Raw genomic sequence first — 19,746 nt, forward strand, 5'->3', positions numbered from 1 at the left:
CCGGTTCTTCCGGCAGATTGCGAACAAAATATGTCCGCAATTGTAACTCTATTTGAGGCTCAGCCCTGAACTCCGCTTTTCGCCGATATAGTGCCGCAATGCTTCCGGTCCAGTCGGCGAAAGCAGTTCAGCGGCGGGGCCCATCGCGCAAATCGTGCCATTGTCGAGAAAAAGCAACACTGCGTCGAGATAGAGCGCATCTTCAGGCGTGTGCGTCACCATCAGCACCGTCATGCCGGTTTCAAGTTGAAGTTCCCGCACTAAATCCAGCATCTGGTGCCGCAATGCAGGGCCAAGCGAGGCAAAGGCTTCGTCGAGGAGTAAAATCGGGCGCTGGCGTATGAGGGCGCGGGCAATCGCCACGCGCTGACGTTCGCCGCCGGAAAGCGCTTCAGGCTTGCGCTGTTCTTTGCCTGCGAGCCCGACACGCGACAGGGCTTCTGCGATATCGATGTGATCTTCTGCGGTCAGCTTCAGGTTCGGCGAGCGTCCGAGACCGACATTCTGTTCAACGGTCAGGTGGGCAAACAGGTTGTTCTCCTGAAACACCATCGAAACAGGCCGGTCGGCTGGCGGAAGTTCACTGACGTCTTTATCGCCGATGAAGATATGACCGGATTGCGGGAGTTCGAAACCGGCAATCAGGTTGAGAAGTGTCGACTTGCCCGAACCACTTGGCCCGACAACCGCAGCAATGACACCGCCCTTTATCGTCGCATCGAAATGCATGGCGGTTTCACCATAGCTGAAACGAACCTTATCGAGGCGAATTTCGGCGAGGACGTTTATTCGGGCATTCATAGAGAAGGCGTTTCCTTTCGGGATGCGCGATCCGCGATCATCATCAATACGAGGCAAAGCAGCCCGAGAATAAGCGCCAGACCCGCCGCGTCGAATGTGCGATAGCTGCCCATCCGCTGCAAGAGGAGATAGGGCAATGTCAAAAGCGCGTCACTGCCGAACAGGGCAATCGTGCCGAGATCGCCAAGAGAAAGCGCCATGGCAAAGGCAAAGGCCATGCCGAAAGGCTTGCGGATCGAAGGCCAGTCGATAACCCGAAGGCGGTTGAAGCCGCGAATGCCCAATTGCGCGCAAAGCCGGTTGTGGCGACTGGCCGCTGTGTCCCATGCGGGCCGCAGAAGACGCACGGCAAAGGGCATGGCCATCGCCGCATTCACGGTGACGACCATGAACGGCGCCATCGCAAACGGATCGGTGAAGTGGCGAAGCAGGATGAACCAGCCAGCGCCGATCACGATTGGCGGCATGACAAGGATCAGGCTGGCGCCGGTATCGAAAATACTGGAGACCTTGCGTTTCTTCATCGCTTCACGTGCCGATACAAGCGCAAGTGACAGAATGACCGATAGCAACGCCGCGCAAAAGCCGAGCGCCAGACTGGTGCCGATCGCGCGCCAGACCGTCCTTTCCGTCAGTAGCCGCACAAGATCGGCTGCGAGACCGGAGATGACAACGCCTGCAATTGGCAGTGCGACATAGAGGAAACCCATCCCGATGATGACGATGTTCGAAACACGTTCAGCCGTAGACGTTTTGCCGTAGCGTCGCGGCGTCGCCGCATGGGTGAAGCCCTCTTCGGATGGCCTGCCGGTCAGGCGCAGGGCCAGAAGAACGAGCAATGTCAGCGCAAGCTGCGTGAAAGTGAGGGCGACAGTACGACCTGGATCAAAATCGAAATGCAGGCTTTGGTAGATTGCGACTTCCAGCGTGGTGGCACGCGGTCCGCCGCCGAGCGTCAGTACGGTTGTGAAACTCGTCACGCAGAGCATGAAAATGAGTCCAATCATGCCCGGCAGATTGCGCCGGATCACAGGCCATTCGATGAGCCGGAAGCGCGCTCCATTGCCCATGCCGAGCTGTGCGGCAAGCTTCCAGTAATCGGTCGGTATGGATTCGTATCCTGCAAGAATGAGACGAACTGCGAGCGGCATATTGAAGAAGATGTGGGCTATCAATATGCCCGTAATGCCGTAAATGTCCGGCTGGAACGGATGCCCCGCAGCTTCGGACAGGTGCGCAATGAACCCGTTTCGGCCATAGATGCTGGTGACACCGAGCACTGCGACGAGGGCTGGCAGCGCAAGCGGCAGGGCAAACAGACGCAGAATAAGCCCGCGCCCCGGAAAATTTACTTCGGCATAGAGTGCGCGGGCGACTGGAACCGCAAACAGCACGGAAAGCAGGCTTGAAGCGATTGCCTGCAGGATCGTGAAACGAGCAACCCGCCATAGATAGGCGTCAAAATTGGCAGCGGCATCGAAGGCGCCGCTGCCCGCTTCAAATGCCAGTGCGACAAGCGCGCCGCCGGCAAGCACGACCAGAAAGACAAGTGCCAGTGCACCCGCCGCGGGTTTCGCGGCGGATATGTTCTTCGAGCGGTGCTGTGCCGGAAATGTTGTCATTTACTGGTCGCGGCCAGCCATTCATCGACCCATGACTTCCGGTTCTTGGCGACTTCGTCGGAAGGGAAGAGAAGCGTCTTTTCCGGTTTCGGCAGTGCGTCGAAAGCGGCTGGAAGCGGGGCGGAAGTCTTGCCGGCTGGATACATCCAGTTGGTTTCCGGAATGACATCCTGGAAACCGGGGCCGGTCATGAAAGCCAGAAACTTTTGCGCCAGAGGATTTTTTGCGCCGGTCGTGGTTTGAGCGGCCAGCTCGATCTGGAGATAATTGCCTTCTGGATAGGCCAGAGCCTTATAGCGCTCCGTGTTTTCCGCGATCATGTGATAGGCGGGAGATGTCGTATAGGACAGCACCATCGGGGCTTCACCCTTGGTGAAGAGACCATAGGCCTCCGACCAGCCAGGCGTGACGGTGAGGATGCGCTTCTGCAGTTTCTGCCAGGCTGCTTCCGCCTCATTGCCATAGACCGATTTCATCCACAGCAGCATGCCCAGCCCTGGCGTTGACGTGCGCGGGTCTTGCAGCACGATCTTCTGCGAAGGATCGCCTTCGACCAGTTCTTTCAGGCTCTTTGGAGGATTGGGCAGCTTTTCCGAATCGTAGACCACGGCGAAATAGCCGTAATCATAGGGAACGAACATATCGTCCCTAAAGCCGCCCGGAACGCTCACATTGCTCTGATCGATGCCGCTTGGTGCAAAAAAGCCGGTAGCGCGCGCTTCGGTCGTCAGATTGGTATCGAGACCGAGGACGATATCGGCTTTGGTATTGCTGCCTTCAAGCTTGAGACGGTTGAGCAGTGCAACGCCATCGGCGGAGGCGACCCAGTCAACTTCACAGTCGCATTCCTTCTCGAAGTTTTCCTTCACCTTTGGCCCCGGACCCCATTCGGAAACGAAACTGTCGTAGGTATAGACGGTGAGCTTGTCTTTCGCCTGCGCTGAAGGCGTGAAAGCCATGGCTGCGGAAAATGAAATAGCCAGCAAAGATAAAAGCCGCATCACGGCACTTCCTTTCTTTTACTACAAGAGGATTGAGCGCCGTTTATGGAGCGTCTAATCCCTCCGCCGGTGCAAACCGGATCAGGTTCAGCGGGTTGGCCGTTTTATTCAGCATTTCCGGACGCAAAACGTTTCACACTTTTGCTGGAAATGCTCTTTGGGCCTCTCAGCCATCCGCGAAAGCAGACGGCACCCCGTTAGAGCGGTTGCGACAATAATCTTTCGCAACGGGAAGGGCAATAATCTTTCGGGGGATAGCTACGGCAGCGAATGCAGGCTTCCGGCGCGGATTTGCCCGTGTTATGAGCGGCTTATGAGCACATTCGTCATTCTCCTCGGCGGCGATCTGGTCGTGACCGATCGCCTGAAGCGCCAAATAGCAGGTGCGCGTATTCTCGCTGCCGATAGCGGGATCAGGCACGCTGCGGCGCTTGGTGTCGAGCCGGAACTGTGGCTCGGTGATTTCGATTCGACCTCTGCAGAGCTTCGCGTGCAATATGGACATGTGCCGCAAAAGACGTTCCCTGCCGCTAAGGACATGACGGACGGAGAACTGGCCTTCGAGGAAGCCTATATGCGGGGTGCGGATCGGGTGATCCTCTGTGGAGCTTTCGGCGGGCAGCGCACTGATCACACGCTGCTGCACCTGACCATGGTGACAGCGCAGGCGGCAAAAGGGCGGAACGTGCTTCTGTCCAGTGGCTCCGAGGAGGCTTGGCCTCTGCCGCCGGGAGATTATGTCTATGACTTTCCCGATGGAACGCCGTTCAGTGTGATTAATTTCAACACTGTCGAAGGCCTTTCGATCACAAATGCGGAGTGGCCGTTAGATAATGTGACACTGCCTTTCGGCTCTTCATGGACGGTTTCCAATGTAGTCCGTGGAACACTTCGTGTTACTGCGCATTCTGGATTGGCGATACTTATCGCCAACTTGGCGATGGAGGAAACACCGCGCTGAGGCCGCTAACCTTATCAATCGAAAGAGCTTGACGCTGGCAGGCGAAACGTATTGTAAATGGGCCAAGCGGGTGTCATCTGCTTTACGCCGAAATTGGGGACGCAAAGTCGGTGATTAGTTCAACTCTTGTAGGAGATGTTTCAATGAAATCACGTCTTACGATGATTGCTGTTGCTGGCGTGCTTGCGTTCTCGACGGCTGCATGCACGACGAATGAACAGCGCACGGCCGGTTATGGCGTTGGTGGCGCAGCACTCGGCGCTCTCGCCGGTGGCGCAATCGGCGGCAATGGCCGTGGTGCTCTTGCTGGCGCTGCTATCGGCGGCGTTGCCGGTACGCTCCTTGGTGCAGCCCAGACGCGCAACGGAACGCAGTACTGCCGTTACCGTGATCCGTATGGCCGCGTCTACGAAGCGCCTTGCCAGTAAGCATTGGGCCAGTAATGACTGGGCCGGCAATAGCTGGATAAATAAGTTTGCTGACAGGTCGGGGAAACCCGGCCTGTTTGTTTTTCACGGGTCTTTTCGTGCCGTACCATTTGACAGAACGGCTTTTGTCGCGGACAAGCAGGGCGGAATTTTAAACCCTGTTTATCGAAAAGAACCATGGCACCACCACTCCTTCGCCTCGACCAGATCAAGCTCACCTTTGGAGGCACGCCGCTTCTGGAGGATGCCGCCCTCTCGGTGAGCGAAGGCGACCGCATTGCGCTCGTCGGGCGCAACGGTTCGGGTAAATCCACCCTGCTCAAGATTGCAGCCGGTATGGTGGAAGCGACATCGGGCGAGGTTTTCAAACATCCGGGCGCAACTATCCGCTATCTGCCGCAGGTGCCGGATATGGATGGCTTTGCCAATGTTCGCGCCTATGTGGAAGCGGGGCTGGGACCTGCCGACGACCCGCATCGTGTCACTTATCTTCTCGAACATCTCGGACTGACCGGCGACGAAAAGCCGGATCATCTGTCCGGTGGCGAGGCACGCCGTGCCGCCCTGGCGCGGGTGATCGCGCCGCAGCCCGACGTTCTGCTGCTGGATGAACCGACCAACCACCTGGATCTGACCACCATCGAATGGCTGGAAAGCGAACTGCGCCAGATTCGCTCGGCGATCGTGTTGATATCGCATGACCGCCGCTTTCTGGAAAATGTCAGCCGGGCGACGGTCTGGCTGGATCGCGGTCTTACGCGTCGTCTTGAGCAGGGCTTTGGCCATTTCGAGGAATGGCGCGACAAGGTGCTGGAAGAGGAAGAGCGCGACCATCACAAGCTGGGGCGGCAGATTGCGCGCGAGGAGCATTGGCTGCGTTATGGCGTTACGGCGCGCCGCAAGCGCAATATGCGCCGTCTCGGCGAACTGCATTCCATGCGTGCCGATTTTCGCAATCATCGCAAGGCACAAGGGACGGCGGTACTGGCGGCAAGCGATACCAAGGAATCCGGCAAGCTGGTGATTGAAGCCAAGGGGTTGAGCAAGGCCTATGGCGAGCGTGTTCTGGTAAAGGATTTTTCGATCCGGGTGCAGCGCGGTGACCGTATCGGTCTCGTTGGACCCAACGGTGCCGGAAAGACCACGCTTCTGTCGCTTCTGACTGGCAAGCTTGCGCCGGATTCCGGAACCTTGCGGCTTGGCGTCAATCTCGAAATGGCCGAACTCGACCAGAAGCGCGAAAGCCTTAATCTGGATGAGACGCTGGCGCATTATCTGACGGACGGGCGCGGCGAAAGCCTCGTGGTCAACGGTGAGCAACGGCATGTCGTGTCCTATATGAAGGACTTTCTGTTCCAGCCTGAACAGGCGCGCACGCCCATTCGCGAACTTTCCGGTGGCGAACGTGCACGACTGATGCTGGCCCGCGTTCTGGCGCGGCCCGCCAACCTGCTTATCCTCGACGAACCAACCAACGATCTTGATATGGAAACGCTCGATCTGCTGCAGGAGCTGGTCGCAGGTTTTCCCGGCACGGTTATTCTGGTCAGCCATGATCGTGATTTTCTGGATCGCACGGTTACGTCGGTGATTGCGCCGGAAGGTGACGGACGGTGGCTCGAATATGCGGGCGGCTATGCCGACATGATGGCGCAGCGCAAGGAGCAGGCTTTGAACCGGCGCTCGGTCAAGGTGTCAGGCAGCCGAAGTGACAAGAAGTCGGAAGAGGACACTTCGCAGCCGAAGCGTGAGGAAAAGCGCAAGCTTTCTTACAAGCAGAAATTTGCGCTCGAAACCCTGCCGGGCAAGATGGATGCTCTCTCGAAGGAAATCGCGGTGCTGGAAGGCAAGCTTGCCGACCCGCAGCTTTATGCCAAGGATCCGACGCTGTTTGCCAAGACTGCCGATCTTCTGGAGAAGAAACGCTCCGAAAATGTGGCCATGGAAGAAGAATGGCTGGAGCTGGAAATGTTGCGAGAGGAAATCGAAGGGTAAGGCTACCCTTCGACATAATCTTCGAACTTAACTGCTCGCCTTGTTCAGCAAGGCGATTTCATCATCGCTGAGGTTCAGTTCGGCTGCAGCGATCAGGTCGCCGAGCTGGGCCGAGCGTGTGGCGCTGGCGATAGGGGCTGTGATCGACGGCTGTGCGATGAGCCATGCAATTGCAACCTGCGCAGGCGTGACATCGAGATTGCGTGCAACGTCATCGAGTGCAGCAATGATCCGCGAGCCACGATCCGTCAGATATTTTTCGACCGATTTGCCGCGTGCGCTTTGTCCAAGATCGTCAGCGGAACGATACTTGCCGGTCAGGAACCCTGCTGCCAGCGAATAATAGGAAATAACGCCGAGTTCGTTTTCACGGCAGATTTTCTCCAGCCCATTTTCGAAATCAGCGCGATCATAAAGATTATAGAGCGGTTGCAGGCTTTCATAGCGCGGCAGATTATTGGTCCGGGCGACGTCAAGCGCCTCTGTCAGCCGTTCAGGTGTGAGATTGGACGCACCGATGGCGCGCACTTTGCCTGCGTCGATGAGCTCCTTATAGGTGCCGAGCACATCTTCGAACGGAGTTTCGGGATCGTCCCAGTGCGATTGATAGAGGTCGATATAATCCGTCTGCAGCCGTTTGAGGGAGGCGTCGACCGCTTTGCGGATATAGGCCGGGGAAAGGCCTTTCTCGTCGGGGCCCATTTCGGAGCCGACCTTGGTGGCAATAACGACTTTATCGCGCAGGCCACGGGATTTGAGCCAGTTGCCGATAATGGTTTCGGATTCGCCGCCCACATTTCCGGGCGCCCAGGCGGAATAGGCATCCGCCGTGTCGATGAAATTGAATCCGGCATCAACGAAACGGTCGAGAAGCGAGAATGATGTCGCTTCATCGACCGTCCATCCAAATACATTGCCGCCGAAGCAAAGCGGCGAAACATTGAGTTCGGTACGTCCGAGCTTCCTGAACTCCATAGACCCTATCCCCTTCCTCTGAATACGAATCGCGGGCGATCCGTCGGGTTTCGATTTCAGGAAGAAGGAAGGCTTCGGGAAGAGCCGAAATCAGCCCATGCCAAGTGCATCCATATAAAGCTGCAGCATGGCTTCTTCTTCCTGACGTTCATGGTCTTCTTTTTTACGCAGACGAATAATGGTCCTCACGACCTTGCTGTCAAACCCTGAACCCTTCAATTCCGCGTAAACTTCCTTGATATCGTCGGCGATGGTCTTTTTTTCTTCTTCCAGGCGCTCGATGCGCTCGATGAAAGCGCGCAACTGGCCGACAGCAATGGTTTGGGCTTCGCTGGTAATGTCGTCGCTCACGAGGAGTTCTCCAATTCAAAGTCTGTGATGATGCGGACACGCATTGCGCGAAAACCGCTTATCGAAAGTCTGGACCGTTTTTCCCGCGAGTCGCAGGCAAAATTAAGAGCTTTTTTCGATGCACGACCCGATTTGGCGGGTCAAGCCCTGTGGATAGCGGGTAAAGCCTCTCCTGACAGGCCTGTTACTCACTGCGATCAGTCCGCGAGCCGAAATGCTGGACCGCATGAATGCCGGGCAAGGTGTTGATGCGCGCGATCATCGGCGCCAGCCTGTCGGCCCATTCATCTGCACCCTTGCCATCGGCAATCAGGTCCTGTCGTACCTCGATCAGGACATGGGCGAAGCCCTTAGCCGTCGCATGGCGGTACATGGCGTCGTTCTTGAGGGCACCGTCATAAGGTTCGTTATCGCCAACCGTCAGATCAGCGTTTTCGCGCAGCAACGACAAAAGCGGCTTTACGGCGCGGTCGTCCTTGTCCCAGAGAAGGCCGATCTGCCAGGGGCGGGCCTTTTCCTTCCAGCGCGGCGTGAAGGAATGGATCGAAACAATGAAAGGCGCTGCCCTGCTTTCAGCCGTCACGCGCTCGCTCGCACGTGCGACTGTATCGTGATAGGGGCGATAGAAGCGTTCGAGCCGTTCTTCGCGTTCGCCTGCCGACATAGGGTAGTTGCCGGAAATAACCGCACCATCGGACAATTGCATGATAAGCGTCGGGTCGTCTTCGCCGCGATTGGGATCGATCAGCAGTCGCGAAAACCCGCCGAGGACCGCAGGCGCGTTCAGACGGCTTGCAAGTTTGCGGGTCAGATTCTCTACGCCGATATCATAGGCGATGTGCCGGTCGAATTCACTTGTCTGCAAACCAAGTGTGCCATATTCGGCTGGAACATCACGCCGTGCGTGGTCGGCGGTCAGGAGCAGGCCGAGACTGAAATCGCCGTCGACACTATGCGCTGGCGAGAACGGCGACGAAGCGGTTGATCCGGATTGAAGCGGCATGGAGCGAAATCCGAGGCTAAATAAGGGGATTATTTCTGTGTTGTGCGGGAAGCTGTTTCAGGTCTGTCATGAGAAAGCCCGGATTGCAACGATCATTCTTTAATGAAGACGACCTGTTCTCAATGGGATTGCGTTGACATCAAAGGCGAAACTGCCGAAAAGAGAGCGACCCGAAATGGGATTTGCCCGAGATGGGATTTCCCTGTGCAATACAAATTGTTCGATAAAACCGATAGCGGGCTGAAGGGGTTCTGCGTATGCGACTTCCACTATCTCTAGTTTTGTTTGCCGGTGTGCTGATGACTGCGCTGGGCATGACATCCATAGAGGCTCGTGCGGATTTCCGCGTATGCAATGCAACCCAGAACCTTGTGGGCGTGTCTATCGGCTACAGAGCCAAGACCGGCTGGGTGACCGAAGGCTGGTGGCACATCGACGGATCAAGCTGCAAGACCCTCATCGAGGGGCCGCTGACCTCGCGCTATTATTACCTCTATGCGGAAGACGCTCAGGGTGGCGGACGCTGGGAGGGCAAGGTCAATATGTGCGTGGCCGAGAAAGAATTCCGTATTACTGGCGTCCAGGATTGCTTTGCGCGGGGGTTCCAGCGCAATGGCTTCCAGGAATACGACACCGGGGAACAATCGAGCTGGATGGTTCAGCTCACCGATGAAACGCCGACAGAAAACCCCACTGTTACAGGAACGAATAGTCAATGAAGCGCAACCGCAAGGTCAAGATTCTCGCCACGCTAGGTCCGGCGTCGGGTGAGGAAGCCGTCATCCGCAAGCTGTTTGAGGCAGGCGCGGATGTGTTCCGCATCAATATGAGTCATGCCGACCATGACCTGATGCGCACCCTCGTCAAGCGCATCCGCAATGTGGAAAAGGAACTGGGCCGTCCGATCGGCATTCTGGCCGATCTTCAGGGCCCGAAGCTGCGTGTTGGCAAGTTCAAGGACGGTAAGGCCGATCTCGTTCCCGGCCAGACCTTCACCCTCGACAACAACGAAGCGCCCGGCGATGAACATCGCGTCTATCTTCCGCATCCGGAAATTCTTGAAGCTGTCGAGCCGGGTCATCGCCTGCTGATCGACGATGGCAAGCTGCATCTGGTCGCCGAGGCGAGCGACGGCAAGTCGATCCGCTGCAAGGTGGTTTCCGGAACGCGCATTTCGGACCGCAAGGGCGTCAGCCTGCCTGATACGACGCTTGGCGTGGGCGCGCTGACAGAAAAGGACCGCAAGGATCTCGACGCCGTCCTGAAGGAAGAAATCGACTGGGTTGCGCTTTCCTTCATCCAGCGTCCGGAAGATTTGGCCGAAGTGCGCAAGGTTTCGCGCGGCAAGGTCGGCCTGATGTCGAAAATCGAGAAGCCGCAGGCTGTAACGCGTCTCGATGAAATCATCGAGCTTTCCGACGCATTGATGGTCGCGCGCGGCGATCTTGGCGTTGAAGTGCCGCTCGAAAGCGTTCCGGGCATTCAGAAGCAGATTACCCGCAAGGCGCGCCGTGCTGGCAAGCCGGTCGTTGTCGCGACGCAGATGCTGGAATCAATGATTACAGCGCCCGTCCCAACCCGCGCTGAAGTGTCCGACGTTGCAACGGCTGTGTTTGAAGGCGCCGATGCGATCATGCTTTCGGCAGAATCGGCCTCGGGCCAGTATCCGGTCGAAGCCGTTGCCACCATGAACCGCATTGCCGAGCAGGTTGAAAAGGAACCAACCTATTCGACCATCATCGATGCGCAGCGTGCCGCACCAGAACCGACGGGTGCCGACGCGATTTCGCTTGCTGCACGCCAGATCGCAGAGACGCTGAAGCTTTCGGCCATCGTCACCTACACTGCTTCCGGTACGACCGGTCTGCGTGCTGCACGTGAGCGTCCGCGCACGCCGATCATCGCCCTGTCGCCGGTCGTCGATACCGCACGCAAGCTGTCGCTCGTCTGGGGCCTGCATTGCGTGGTGACCGCCGATGCGCATGATCTCGAAGACATGGTCAACCATGCCTGCGAAATCGTTTTCCACGAGGAGTTCGGCAAGGCCGGCGACCGCGTCATCATTACCGCCGGTGTCCCATTCGGTACGCCTGGCGCGACCAACATGCTGCGCATCGCCTATATTGGACCCGACGGGAAGTCAGGCATCTAAACTGGAGATATTCCAGCCGTGACGGCCTGCAAATGGCGTTGTTTTGCGCTTCCGGTGCTCATGTGCATTCTTTGACGCAAAGTCTCATCCGAAAAGTCTGCAACTTTTCGGGACTATGCGTGGAAGTACATTCCGCGCCGGCTCTCAAACTCCGCCAGTTTGGTCGCTCAAGCGCCCATCTTCGATTCCGGCTCGCTACAGCCGGAATCTCATCCAGTTATGGCAGACGGCATCTAAAGAAACGCGCTCCTTCAGGGCGCGTTTTTTGTTTTGGTCTTGCCGAATTTTGAGAATGTTTTGTGGGGAGGCAGAAGCCGCTCTAAGTCCGCGTATCCGTCAGTTCGTCGGCCAAATCGTTGAAGTTCTTCTGTGCGTCGCGCATCATCGGATAGACGATGAGAGCCTGCTCATAGGCTTTTAGCGCCTGTTCCTTGAGGCCGCGCAGGCGCAAGATGGCCGCCATGCCGGTCAGGGCACCATAATGGCGTGGTTCCAACTCCAGTGTACGATTGATGTCGTACATGGCATGGGCATAGTCTTTTTGCAGGAAATAGACCGTAGCGCGGCGGTTCCAGGCCTCGGCATATTCCGGGTCGAGCGCGATCGCCTCATTCAGGAAGTCGATTGCCGAAGGATAGCGCCGCTCCAGCATCGCTGTGTTGGCCCATTGCATCAGGAGATCGACTGTTGCGCTGCCGGACTGTGACCACAGCGTATTGATCTGTGAAGCAATGCGCCGCGCCTTGGCTTCGTCCGTCGTGCGGCGAAGATCGGCAAAGAGTTTGTCAAGGCGCTCTTCAGGCGTCTGGACTGCATCCGATTCAGGCTTTTCCGGGGTAGTTTTCTGTTCCGTGTCGGGGCCGGTCTGAACGGGTGTCAGAGGGGCGGTAAGCGGCATTTTGCCGGGTGCCACTTCGGCATGGGCAAGGGGCACCGTCGTACCAAGCGACGCGAGTACAGAAAAAGAAATCAGACATGCAAAAACGTTCCGCATGAGCATAGATTTTACCATGCGCAGCGAAACGTCAAATGCAAAATCAGAAATAAGATTAGCCCTGACGAGCCTTGTAGCGCGGGGCAGTCTTATTGATGATGTAAACGCGGCCCTTGCGGCGGACCAGCTGGCAGTCGCGATGACGGCCCTTGAGCGCTTTAAGCGAGTTCTTGATCTTCATGTCAATCACCGGTCTTGTTGGCCCGTTGACGTGCAGATGCCGCGGGGCTTCATAAAAACAGGCGCTCGAGGCGCCAATTGATTACAGGCACTGTTAGATGCCCGAAGGGTTGGCCGAAATACACAAGGTTTCAGGCAAATGTCAACTCCTGAGCCGCAGATTCAGGGCACTGGAGCTGAAATTCTTGGCAGGTGGCAAAGATTCATCGGGAATCGACGGGATTCCCGATGAACATTATTTCCCGCGGGGGTGAATGCGCGTCACATGGCCCATTTTGCGGCCCGGACGTGCTTCCTTTTTACCGTAAAGATGCAGCACGGCATCCTTTTCGGAGAGAATCGCTGGTACCTTCTCGACATCGTCGCCGATCAGGTTTTCCATCACGCAATCGGAATGCCGATCCGTGTTGCCCAGAGGCAATCCGGCTACGGCGCGGATATGCTGTTCAAACTGCGAAACAGCGCAAGCTGCTTCGGTCCAGTGGCCTGAATTATGGACGCGGGGGGCGAATTCGTTTGCCAGAAGCGTGCCGTCCTTCAGGACGAAGAACTCAAGTCCGAGCACGCCGATATAATCAAGCGCATTCAGGAGCTTTGTGGCGGCTTTACGGGCGGCTTCCGCCGTGCTTTCGGAGATGGAAGCCGGTACGGTCGAAGTCGCGAGGATACCGTCCTTGTGAACGTTTTCGGCAATATCGAAGATGGCGATATTGCCGGAGCGGTCGCGTGCTGCGATCACTGAGACTTCACGCTCGAAATCAACGAAGCCTTCGAGGATTGCCGGGGCACGATTGATCGCGAGAATCGCCTTATGCGCCTCAGCCTCATCGAGTGACGTCAGGCGGACCTGTCCCTTGCCATCATAACCAAGACGCCGCGTCTTGAGGATGCCACGCTCGCCAAGGGCACCCAGAGCTGCAATCAGGGTTTCTTCATCGTCCACAAGACGCCAGGGTGCTGTCTCGATATCGCTGGAGTTGAGAAACTGCTTTTCGGTAAAGCGATCCTGTGAGACTTCGAGCGCTGCCGGGGGAGGAAAGACCAGAGCGGTTTCGGCCAGCTTGTCGGCGGCGCTGACCGGCACGTTCTCGAATTCGTAGGTAATGACATCGGACGCTGCTGCAAGTTCGGCAAGCGCTTTCGGGTCGTCATAGGCAGCGACGATCTGGCGATTGGCAACTTGTGCCGCCGGGCAATCGGCCTGTGGTTCCAGGATTACGGTTTCAAAGCCGAGACGTGCTGCGGCCATGGCAAGCATTCTGCCGAGCTGGCCGCCGCCGATGATGCCGATGGTTGCACCGGGCCTGAGTGCAGAATTGAGTGCGGAGTTGTTCATATCAGGCCTCGTTCGAAGGGCGCTCAGCCACGCTTTCCGTTTGCGCAGTGCGCCATTCATCGAGGCGGGCTGCAAGCGCTTCATCGTAAAGCGCCAGAACGGCGGCGGCGAGAAGAGCGGCGTTGACCGCACCGGCGCGACCGATGGCGAGCGTGCCGACGGGAATGCCAGCTGGCATCTGCACGATGGAGAGGAGCGAATCCTGACCCGAAAGCGCCTTGGACTGGACCGGAACGCCGAAGACAGGCAGTGGTGTCATGGCTGCAGCCATGCCGGGCAGGTGAGCCGCGCCGCCCGCACCTGCGATAACGACCTTGAACCCTTCCGCTTTGGCACCTTTGGCAAAGGCAACGAGCCGGTCAGGCGTGCGATGCGCGGAAACGATCCGGGCATCGAAGGAAATGCCGAGTGCTTCCAGTGTGTCCGCTGCATGGCGCATGGTTTCCCAGTCGGACTGGCTTCCCATGATGATGGCGACATCGGCAGTAACGCTCATTGATCTTCCTGCTCCGCTTCTTTCGTGCATGTTTAGGGTGGTATTAAAATGATAAAGCCGGGCGAACCCCGGCTCTGTCATGGATCATTATGGACATTCAGGCGATGATGTCGGGGATCACCCGATCTTCCATCTCCTGCAGCTTGTCCTTGATTGCGAGTTTTTTCTTCTTCATACGCTGGACGCGCAATTGGTCGCAGCCAACCGCTATCATGGCGTTTATGGCAGCATCGAAATCCGCGTGTTCCTGTTTCAGTCGTGCGACGGCCAATCTGATTTCGGCCTGTTCCTGATCGGACATGCGGTGCCCCGTTCTGTTGAATAGTTTTACGGGCCGCGCCAAACCCTCAAAGGTGCGGCGTCAGCCCGTTTCCGGCGAAGCCCTTATCATATTTTTCGCCTCAGGAAAATGCTACCACGACAAAATCGACTTTGCACCAAACTCATGCCAAACTGTCATGGTTCTGTCATGGATGACGGCTGTCGAAGGCGACAACAATACCGCATCCTTGGCAGCCGGGACTGCGTGTTTGGCCCGGAATACAGGAGGTGTGCCGGGCGTTCATGCAGGTTGAATGGCGGGATAGCGGACAAACGGGCAAACGAGGTCCGCGCTGTTCCGTAAATCAGGGAAATCAACCAAAGGAGATCTGATGATGGCTATCGAGTCCCATCTTGCCACGCTCGAAAAGAAGCACGGCGCTCTGGAGCAGGAAATTTCCGAAGCTATAGCGTCACCGGCAATGGACGACCTGCACGTTGCATCTCTCAAGCGCAAGAAGCTCATGCTTAAGGACCAGATCGAAAAACTGAGATCCCAGGTAACACGTCACTAACAGGGAAGCCGCGCTTAGATCGCGGTTCGATAAGGCGTCTCAAACCGTCGACATTGGAGACCGAACGGCTCTGACGAGCTGGAGGTTCTTTGTCGTGAATGTAGTTTGCATTCCAAAGCGAAGATGCCGAAATTCAGTATTGGCGGCTGTGTCACAGCCGCCGAACATATTGATTCAACTATTTAATCGACTGCATTTATCGACGCTATTTTCAGCGTCCGTCAACCTTCCGTCTCTGCTCTTGGATCGAGGTTCAGCGCTTCCGGTGTTGCGCCACGTTCCGACGGCATGCTTTTGAACTGATCCTTTTCTTCTTTCGGAACGGATGCGCGCTTGCGTGAACGGAACAGTGCATAGCCGGTGATGGAAATATGCGCGAGCATGGTGATGGCGAAGAGGCCGGACGGCCAGAAAATATCCATGGCCGCAGCCGCCAGCAGCGGTCCGAGCATGGTACCGAAGCCGTAAAGCAACAGAAGCCCGCTCGATACTTTCACAAAGCTTTCCGACGTTGCGTGATCGTTGGCGTGGGCGACGGCGACGGGATAGAGCGCATAGGCGAGCGCGCCATAACAGCCGGTCATCGTAATGATGACGGGGCCGCTGGACGGAGCGACGAGAAAGGCAATGAGGCCAACCAGTGCCGCCAGCGCCGCAACGCTTGCCAGCACGAAACGTCGGTCTACCAGATCGGAAATGCGTCCGATTGGAATCTGCATCAAGGCTCCGGCTGCGATAGTGACACTGACCATCAAGGCGATTTCGGTGGTCGAAATGCCGGATTTAGCGCCGAAGACAGCTCCGAGCGTACCCCATGCGCCATTGGCAATGCCGATCAGGATACAACCTACGAAGGCTGCAGGTGAGTTGTTATAGAGCGCCTTGAGATCAAGCTGCACTTCGGTCAGCGGCTTGGGGCTGACGGCTGTGGAGATCGCCGTTGGAATGAGAGCCAGGCAGAAGAATATGCCGCTTATCATGAACAGATGATCGGAGCGCACGTCTCCGGCTGCCACGAGCATCTGGCCGGACATGGTGGCCCCGTAATTGACCATCATATACATGCCGAAAATCTTGCCGCGCGATTCGTTGGTTGCACGTTCATTCAGCCAGCTTTCTATGACCATGAAGGCGCCAGCCATCGAAAAGCCGGTGAAGGCGCGCAGGATCACCCAGATGGTTGCATCCACGAAGATGCCGGAAAGCAAAGCGATAACCGCAGCCGATGCGGCAAAACAACCGAATGCCCGTACATGGCCGACGCGGCGCACAAGGCGCGGCGCGAACAGACAGCCGGCAACGAAGCCACCCGCCCAAGTGGTACCGAGCATGCCGAGCGATGCCACTGAGAAGCCTTCCACACCGCCACGCAGCGGCAATAGAAGACCGTGAAGTCCCGAAGCTATGAGAAGGAAGGCTGTGCCGCAGAGGAGGGCCAGAACCTGAATGTAAATGCGCAAAACTCTATTCCCGAAGTCTGAAGCCGAACTGTCAGTGCTGAGGCTGATGAGCGATTGCAGCGATCAATGATTGTTGTTCCTAAAGCGCGTCGCTCGGAAATGGTTCCGGTTGCTTTACTCCGGTATCCATTTCCGTTGACGACTCCATTCCTATCGAAACAATGCTTCTGCCGCAGCGCGGCTATCGTCCTTCTTGAGGCGTTCTGTCTTCAATCGCTCTATTTCGGATTGCAGCAAGGCTATGCGCTGGTCGATTTCGATAACCGAAAGCAGCGATAGTTCCTCTTCGCTTAGCGCCACGCTGTTGCGGGGCTTTACCACATCCTCATCGAAACCGCTCATAGCCGTCCTCCGTGGTCAATGATGGCTCAGAAAAGATTTAACACCTTGAATCGTCGCATATATATTTGAGAAAATCGATGACGATTTCCCTAACGTGACGTCTTGCATCCGCCATGCGGCATTTCTGCGACGATGCGTAGGGCCAGAAATCTGAATGGAGTTGTGAATATGATGGCCGACTTGCCTTCCCAGATGACCGCTATCGAAATTTCTGAACCGGGCGGAGCCCATATGCTTCGACCTGTTCAACGCTCGGTGCCTGAACCCAAGGAAGGTGAAATTCTGGTGCGGGCACGCGCCGCCGGGGTCAACCGGCCAGATGTCTTGCAGCGACTGGGTCAATATGCGCCACCTCCTGGCGCGTCGGATATACCGGGTCTGGAGATTGCCGGTGACATTGTTGTCGTCGGCAGCGGCGTCAAACGGTTCAAGGTGGGCGATCAGGTGGTCGCACTGCTGGCGGGTGGCGGCTACGCCGAATATGCCGTCGTGCATGAGACGAACGCGCTGCCCTTGCCTTCCGGCTATGGCTACATCGAAGCGGCAGCGATCCCTGAAACTTTCTTCACCGTCTGGCACAATGTGTTCGAGCGCGGCGGGTTGAAGAAGGGCGAGGTTTTTCTGGTTCACGGCGGCTCGTCGGGTATCGGCACGACGGCTATCCAGCTTGCAAAGGCATTTGGCGCGACCGTCATTGCAACAGCGGGCTCGAAGGAAAAATGCGAAGTCTGCCTGAAACTCGGAGCAGATCACGCCGTCAATTACGGGCAAGAGGATTTTGTCGAGGTCGTCAAGGAAGTGACCAAGGGCAAAGGGGCCAATGTGATTCTCGATATGGTCGGTGGCGATTATGTCGACCGCAATTACAAAGCTGCTGCGGAAGATGGCCGCATCGTGCAGATCGCTTTTCTCAACGGTGCGAAGGCCACGGCCAATTTCGCAATATTGATGACCAAGCGTCTGACCCATACCGGCTCTACGCTGCGTCCGCGACCGGTCGACTTCAAGGCTGGCATTGCGCAGGAACTGGAGGCGAAGGTCTGGCCGCTTCTGGCGCAGCGCCGCGTCGCCCCGGTGATGGACATGATCTTTTCGCTGAAAGATGCCTGGCGTGCGCATGAGCGCATGGAGGAAGGAAGACATATTGGCAAGATCGTACTCGATATTGCTTAGTATCCGGGCCAAAAGCCGCCATACTTGTCTGCAGACATTAACGTTCAGAGCCATTCTTGCTCTGGCGACAAAAAAACGATATATAGGCCGTGATTTCCCGGAAATTGTGGTTTTGCCCACGTCCCGCGCCACCGGAGCGGACGAACAGAAGGATTATATCTAATGGCCACCCAGCTTCTTATGCCGAAGGCAACGGCCGTTTGGCTTGTCGATAATACGGCTCTGTCTTTTGACCAGATTGCCGCTTTCTGCAAGCTGCACCCGCTGGAAGTGAAGGCTATTGCCGACGGTGAAGCCTCTCAGGGCATCAAGGGTCTGGACCCGGTCATTACGGGTCAGATTTCGCGCGAAGAGATCGCGAAAGGCGAAAAGGATCCATATCATCGCCTGAAGCTTTCCGAGCCGAAGGTTCGCGTTCCGGAAGCCAAGCGCAAGGGCCCGCGTTATACGCCGCTTTCCAAGCGTCAGGATCGCCCGAATGCGATTCTGTGGCTGGTGCGCAATCATCCTGAACTGAAGGACGCGCAGATTTCCCGCCTGATCGGTACGACCAAGTCGACCATTGAACAGATTCGCAATCGCTCGCACTGGAACTCGGCAAATCTGACGGCGATGGACCCGGTAACGCTCGGCCTCTGCTCGCAGATCGATCTGGACATCGAAGTCGAACGCGCCTCCCGCAACCGTCCGGCCGCGCCGGAATCGGATAGCACCCTGCTGCCGGCTTCCGCGACCGAGAATTTCGATTATCGTGACGAGCAACCCGCAGAAGAAGAGCTCGATGCTGACAAGGTCTTTGCCAAGCTCTCTTCGCTCAAGAGCTCGACGCCGGATGAAGACGAAGAAGAATAGTCGGGACGAGAAATCGTTTTACCGAAATGCAAAAAAGCCCGGCTTTGTCAGCCGGGCTTTTTCTTTCTGTCTTGGGAGGTATTCAGTCTTTGAACGCGTTATATTCACTCAATTCCATGAGGCGGTAGAAATCGGCCAGTGTCTTGCCACGTTCGGCCCGGAAGAGGCGCCCTGCATCGCTGGCCTCAACAATGCGATCTGTCCGGAATGTGCGGAAAGCATTGCGTAATTCGCACCAGCCGATAACCGTCCAGACCTTGCCCCAGAACCACAGACCGAGCGGACGAATATTACGCTCGCTTTCGCGCGATTCCAGATCCCGATAGCGGATATTCAGCACGTTGCCCTGATCGACAGCGCGTTCCACCGCGTCGATGATGCGGCGCTCATCCATGCTGATACGGGCCGTGGGGGCATGAATTTGAGTGCTGGTGATGCGGGCGCGCTCTTCCTTGGGCAGGACGGCTTCGATCTTGACCAGAGCCTCTTCCGCGCCACGCGCCATGGAAACGCCACCCCAGGCGCGAATGAGACGCGCTCCGGCGACAAGAGCGACGATTTCATCACGCGTGAACATGAGCGGCGGGAGTTCGAAACCCTGCCGAAGAATATAGCCGACACCGGCTTCGCCATCGATGGGAACGCCTGTCGATTGCAGATCGGAAATGTCACGATAGATCGTACGTTCGGAGACTTCCAGCCGTTCGGCCAGCTGACGCGCGGTGACAAGCCTGCCACCGCGCAGGTGCTGAACAATCTGGAAAAGGCGGTCTGCACGGCGCATTCCG

Annotated in this window: 22 protein-coding genes and 1 riboswitch; of the genes, 8 read left to right on the forward strand and 14 right to left on the reverse strand. The window is 56.9% G+C overall.

Translation table 11 applies throughout. From position 1 onward, the window contains the following. Positions 1-48 precede the first annotated feature (48 nt). The 3 genes from thiQ to thiB are packed head-to-tail and all read right to left on the reverse strand — an operon-like array spanning position 49 to position 3,424. Entirely contained in the window at positions 49-801 is a 753-nt protein-coding gene (gene thiQ, locus F9K94_RS19490) for a thiamine ABC transporter ATP-binding protein (RefSeq protein ID WP_407922057.1), read from the reverse strand. Then, a complete protein-coding gene (thiP, locus tag F9K94_RS19495) occupies positions 798-2,423 on the reverse strand; it encodes a thiamine/thiamine pyrophosphate ABC transporter permease ThiP (protein WP_151647849.1) in 1,626 nt (541 codons plus the stop codon). Before thiP ends, thiQ begins: the two co-directional genes overlap by 4 nt. After that, positions 2,420-3,424: a thiamine ABC transporter substrate binding subunit gene (gene thiB, locus F9K94_RS19500; protein ID WP_151647851.1), complete on the reverse strand. Its 1,005-nt coding sequence runs from the start codon at positions 3,422-3,424 to the stop codon at positions 2,420-2,422. The genes thiP and thiB overlap by 4 nt, the downstream gene beginning before the upstream one ends. Before the next feature lie 41 nt (positions 3,425-3,465). Continuing rightward, positions 3,466-3,631, reverse strand: a riboswitch (TPP riboswitch). Between the two features lie 106 nt (positions 3,632-3,737). On the opposite strand from thiB, the gene F9K94_RS19505 reads away from it, so the two are divergent. The 3 genes from F9K94_RS19505 (at position 3,738) to F9K94_RS19520 (ending at position 6,808) form a co-directional block, all read left to right on the forward strand. Beyond that, complete coding sequence (locus F9K94_RS19505) at positions 3,738-4,385, forward strand: thiamine diphosphokinase (RefSeq protein ID WP_151647852.1); 648 nt, start codon at positions 3,738-3,740, stop codon at positions 4,383-4,385. Positions 4,386-4,528: 143 nt separating this feature from the next. Beyond that, positions 4,529-4,813, forward strand: coding sequence for a hypothetical protein (locus F9K94_RS19510; protein WP_010661429.1), 285 nt, complete (start codon positions 4,529-4,531; stop codon positions 4,811-4,813). A 177-nt stretch (positions 4,814-4,990) separates the two neighbouring features. Beyond that, positions 4,991-6,808 carry an ABC-F family ATP-binding cassette domain-containing protein gene (locus F9K94_RS19520; RefSeq protein ID WP_151647854.1) on the forward strand — a complete coding sequence of 606 codons (1,818 nt, stop codon included), beginning with the start codon at positions 4,991-4,993 and terminating at the stop codon, positions 6,806-6,808. Positions 6,809-6,835: 27 nt separating this feature from the next. On the opposite strand, the gene F9K94_RS19525 is transcribed toward F9K94_RS19520, so the two are convergent. The 3 genes from F9K94_RS19525 to F9K94_RS19540 form a co-directional block, all read right to left on the reverse strand. After that, positions 6,836-7,783 carry an aldo/keto reductase gene (locus tag F9K94_RS19525; protein WP_151647856.1) on the reverse strand — a complete coding sequence of 316 codons (948 nt, stop codon included), beginning with the start codon at positions 7,781-7,783 and terminating at the stop codon, positions 6,836-6,838. A gap of 90 nt (positions 7,784-7,873) precedes the next feature. Further along, positions 7,874-8,134: a DUF2312 domain-containing protein gene (locus F9K94_RS19530; protein WP_061348000.1), complete on the reverse strand. Its 261-nt coding sequence runs from the start codon at positions 8,132-8,134 to the stop codon at positions 7,874-7,876. A gap of 184 nt (positions 8,135-8,318) precedes the next feature. Next, entirely contained in the window at positions 8,319-9,137 is an 819-nt protein-coding gene (locus F9K94_RS19540; protein ID WP_151647860.1) for an N-formylglutamate amidohydrolase, read from the reverse strand. Positions 9,138-9,394: 257 nt separating this feature from the next. Between F9K94_RS19540 and F9K94_RS19545 the strand changes: the two genes are divergently transcribed. Next, complete coding sequence (locus tag F9K94_RS19545; protein ID WP_061348002.1) at positions 9,395-9,856, forward strand: DUF1036 domain-containing protein; 462 nt, start codon at positions 9,395-9,397, stop codon at positions 9,854-9,856. Next, entirely contained in the window at positions 9,853-11,289 is a 1,437-nt protein-coding gene (gene pyk, locus F9K94_RS19550; RefSeq protein WP_061348003.1) for a pyruvate kinase, read from the forward strand. Before F9K94_RS19545 ends, pyk begins: the two co-directional genes overlap by 4 nt. Before the next feature lie 319 nt (positions 11,290-11,608). Here pyk and F9K94_RS19555 read toward each other — a convergent pair whose 3' ends face one another. The 5 genes from F9K94_RS19555 to F9K94_RS19575 all read right to left on the reverse strand — a co-directional run bounded on the left by F9K94_RS19555 (position 11,609) and on the right by F9K94_RS19575 (position 14,596). Next, positions 11,609-12,301 carry a tetratricopeptide repeat protein gene (locus F9K94_RS19555; RefSeq protein WP_151647862.1) on the reverse strand — a complete coding sequence of 231 codons (693 nt, stop codon included), beginning with the start codon at positions 12,299-12,301 and terminating at the stop codon, positions 11,609-11,611. Between the two features lie 37 nt (positions 12,302-12,338). Continuing rightward, positions 12,339-12,464: a type B 50S ribosomal protein L36 gene (gene ykgO, locus F9K94_RS19560; protein ID WP_010661422.1), complete on the reverse strand. Its 126-nt coding sequence runs from the start codon at positions 12,462-12,464 to the stop codon at positions 12,339-12,341. Between the two features lie 234 nt (positions 12,465-12,698). Then, the gene (locus F9K94_RS19565) at positions 12,699-13,799 is read right to left on the reverse strand and encodes a 5-(carboxyamino)imidazole ribonucleotide synthase (protein WP_061348005.1); all 1,101 of its coding nucleotides are present in this window, start codon (positions 13,797-13,799) and stop codon (positions 12,699-12,701) included. 1 nt (position 13,800) lies between these two features. Continuing rightward, positions 13,801-14,295 (reverse strand): 5-(carboxyamino)imidazole ribonucleotide mutase, encoded by a 495-nt coding sequence (gene purE / locus F9K94_RS19570; RefSeq protein WP_010661420.1) that lies wholly within the window; start codon positions 14,293-14,295, stop codon positions 13,801-13,803. A 97-nt stretch (positions 14,296-14,392) separates the two neighbouring features. Next, a complete protein-coding gene (locus F9K94_RS19575; protein WP_006471281.1) occupies positions 14,393-14,596 on the reverse strand; it encodes a YdcH family protein in 204 nt (67 codons plus the stop codon). A gap of 352 nt (positions 14,597-14,948) precedes the next feature. On the opposite strand from F9K94_RS19575, the gene F9K94_RS19580 reads away from it, so the two are divergent. Next, positions 14,949-15,131, forward strand: coding sequence for a YdcH family protein (locus F9K94_RS19580; protein ID WP_012091308.1), 183 nt, complete (start codon positions 14,949-14,951; stop codon positions 15,129-15,131). Between the two features lie 221 nt (positions 15,132-15,352). Here the strand turns inward: F9K94_RS19580 and F9K94_RS19585 are convergent, their stop codons facing one another. Next, positions 15,353-16,591, reverse strand: a complete 1,239-nt coding sequence (locus F9K94_RS19585; RefSeq protein ID WP_012091309.1) for an MFS transporter — start codon at positions 16,589-16,591, stop codon at positions 15,353-15,355. A 150-nt stretch (positions 16,592-16,741) separates the two neighbouring features. Beyond that, entirely contained in the window at positions 16,742-16,933 is a 192-nt protein-coding gene (locus F9K94_RS19590) for a DUF1192 family protein (protein ID WP_125335378.1), read from the reverse strand. 168 nt (positions 16,934-17,101) lie between these two features. Here F9K94_RS19590 and F9K94_RS19595 point away from each other — a divergent pair, with 168 nt between their 5' ends. Both F9K94_RS19595 and F9K94_RS19600 read left to right on the forward strand, forming a co-directional pair. Continuing rightward, entirely contained in the window at positions 17,102-18,106 is a 1,005-nt protein-coding gene (locus F9K94_RS19595) for an NAD(P)H-quinone oxidoreductase (RefSeq protein ID WP_151647864.1), read from the forward strand. Between the two features lie 162 nt (positions 18,107-18,268). Continuing rightward, entirely contained in the window at positions 18,269-18,958 is a 690-nt protein-coding gene (locus F9K94_RS19600; RefSeq protein WP_061348009.1) for a DUF1013 domain-containing protein, read from the forward strand. Between the two features lie 82 nt (positions 18,959-19,040). On the opposite strand, the gene F9K94_RS19605 is transcribed toward F9K94_RS19600, so the two are convergent. After that, complete coding sequence (locus F9K94_RS19605) at positions 19,041-19,742, reverse strand: helix-turn-helix transcriptional regulator (protein WP_061348010.1); 702 nt, start codon at positions 19,740-19,742, stop codon at positions 19,041-19,043. Positions 19,743-19,746: the final 4 nt, after the last annotated feature.

It is taken from the genome of Brucella tritici (genome assembly GCF_008932285.1).
In the GTDB taxonomy this organism is placed as follows: domain Bacteria; phylum Pseudomonadota; class Alphaproteobacteria; order Rhizobiales; family Rhizobiaceae; genus Brucella; species Brucella tritici.

Excerpts from the sequence above, each read along its gene's own strand:
- F9K94_RS19600 (WP_061348009.1), top strand. The coding sequence starts at position 18,269 with ATGGCCACCCAGCTTCTTATGCCGAAGGCAACGGCCGTTTGGCTTGTC.
- pyk (WP_061348003.1), top strand. The coding sequence starts at position 9,853 with ATGAAGCGCAACCGCAAGGTCAAGATTCTCGCCACGCTAGGTCCGGCG.
- F9K94_RS19580 (WP_012091308.1), top strand. The coding sequence starts at position 14,949 with ATGATGGCTATCGAGTCCCATCTTGCCACGCTCGAAAAGAAGCACGGC.
- F9K94_RS19540 (WP_151647860.1), bottom strand. The coding sequence starts at position 9,137 with ATGCCGCTTCAATCCGGATCAACCGCTTCGTCGCCGTTCTCGCCAGCG.
- F9K94_RS19575 (WP_006471281.1), bottom strand. The coding sequence starts at position 14,596 with ATGTCCGATCAGGAACAGGCCGAAATCAGATTGGCCGTCGCACGACTG.
- purE (WP_010661420.1), bottom strand. The coding sequence starts at position 14,295 with ATGAGCGTTACTGCCGATGTCGCCATCATCATGGGAAGCCAGTCCGAC.
- thiB (WP_151647851.1), bottom strand. The coding sequence starts at position 3,424 with ATGCGGCTTTTATCTTTGCTGGCTATTTCATTTTCCGCAGCCATGGCT.
- F9K94_RS19525 (WP_151647856.1), bottom strand. The coding sequence starts at position 7,783 with ATGGAGTTCAGGAAGCTCGGACGTACCGAACTCAATGTTTCGCCGCTT.
- F9K94_RS19510 (WP_010661429.1), top strand. The coding sequence starts at position 4,529 with ATGAAATCACGTCTTACGATGATTGCTGTTGCTGGCGTGCTTGCGTTC.
- F9K94_RS19555 (WP_151647862.1), bottom strand. The coding sequence starts at position 12,301 with ATGGTAAAATCTATGCTCATGCGGAACGTTTTTGCATGTCTGATTTCT.
- thiP (WP_151647849.1), bottom strand. The coding sequence starts at position 2,423 with ATGACAACATTTCCGGCACAGCACCGCTCGAAGAACATATCCGCCGCG.
- thiQ (WP_407922057.1), bottom strand. The coding sequence starts at position 801 with ATGAATGCCCGAATAAACGTCCTCGCCGAAATTCGCCTCGATAAGGTT.
- F9K94_RS19605 (WP_061348010.1), bottom strand. The coding sequence starts at position 19,742 with ATGCGCCGTGCAGACCGCCTTTTCCAGATTGTTCAGCACCTGCGCGGT.
- F9K94_RS19595 (WP_151647864.1), top strand. The coding sequence starts at position 17,102 with ATGATGGCCGACTTGCCTTCCCAGATGACCGCTATCGAAATTTCTGAA.
- F9K94_RS19545 (WP_061348002.1), top strand. The coding sequence starts at position 9,395 with ATGCGACTTCCACTATCTCTAGTTTTGTTTGCCGGTGTGCTGATGACT.
- ykgO (WP_010661422.1), bottom strand. The coding sequence starts at position 12,464 with ATGAAGATCAAGAACTCGCTTAAAGCGCTCAAGGGCCGTCATCGCGAC.
- F9K94_RS19505 (WP_151647852.1), top strand. The coding sequence starts at position 3,738 with ATGAGCACATTCGTCATTCTCCTCGGCGGCGATCTGGTCGTGACCGAT.
- F9K94_RS19520 (WP_151647854.1), top strand. The coding sequence starts at position 4,991 with ATGGCACCACCACTCCTTCGCCTCGACCAGATCAAGCTCACCTTTGGA.
- F9K94_RS19565 (WP_061348005.1), bottom strand. The coding sequence starts at position 13,799 with ATGAACAACTCCGCACTCAATTCTGCACTCAGGCCCGGTGCAACCATC.
- F9K94_RS19590 (WP_125335378.1), bottom strand. The coding sequence starts at position 16,933 with ATGAGCGGTTTCGATGAGGATGTGGTAAAGCCCCGCAACAGCGTGGCG.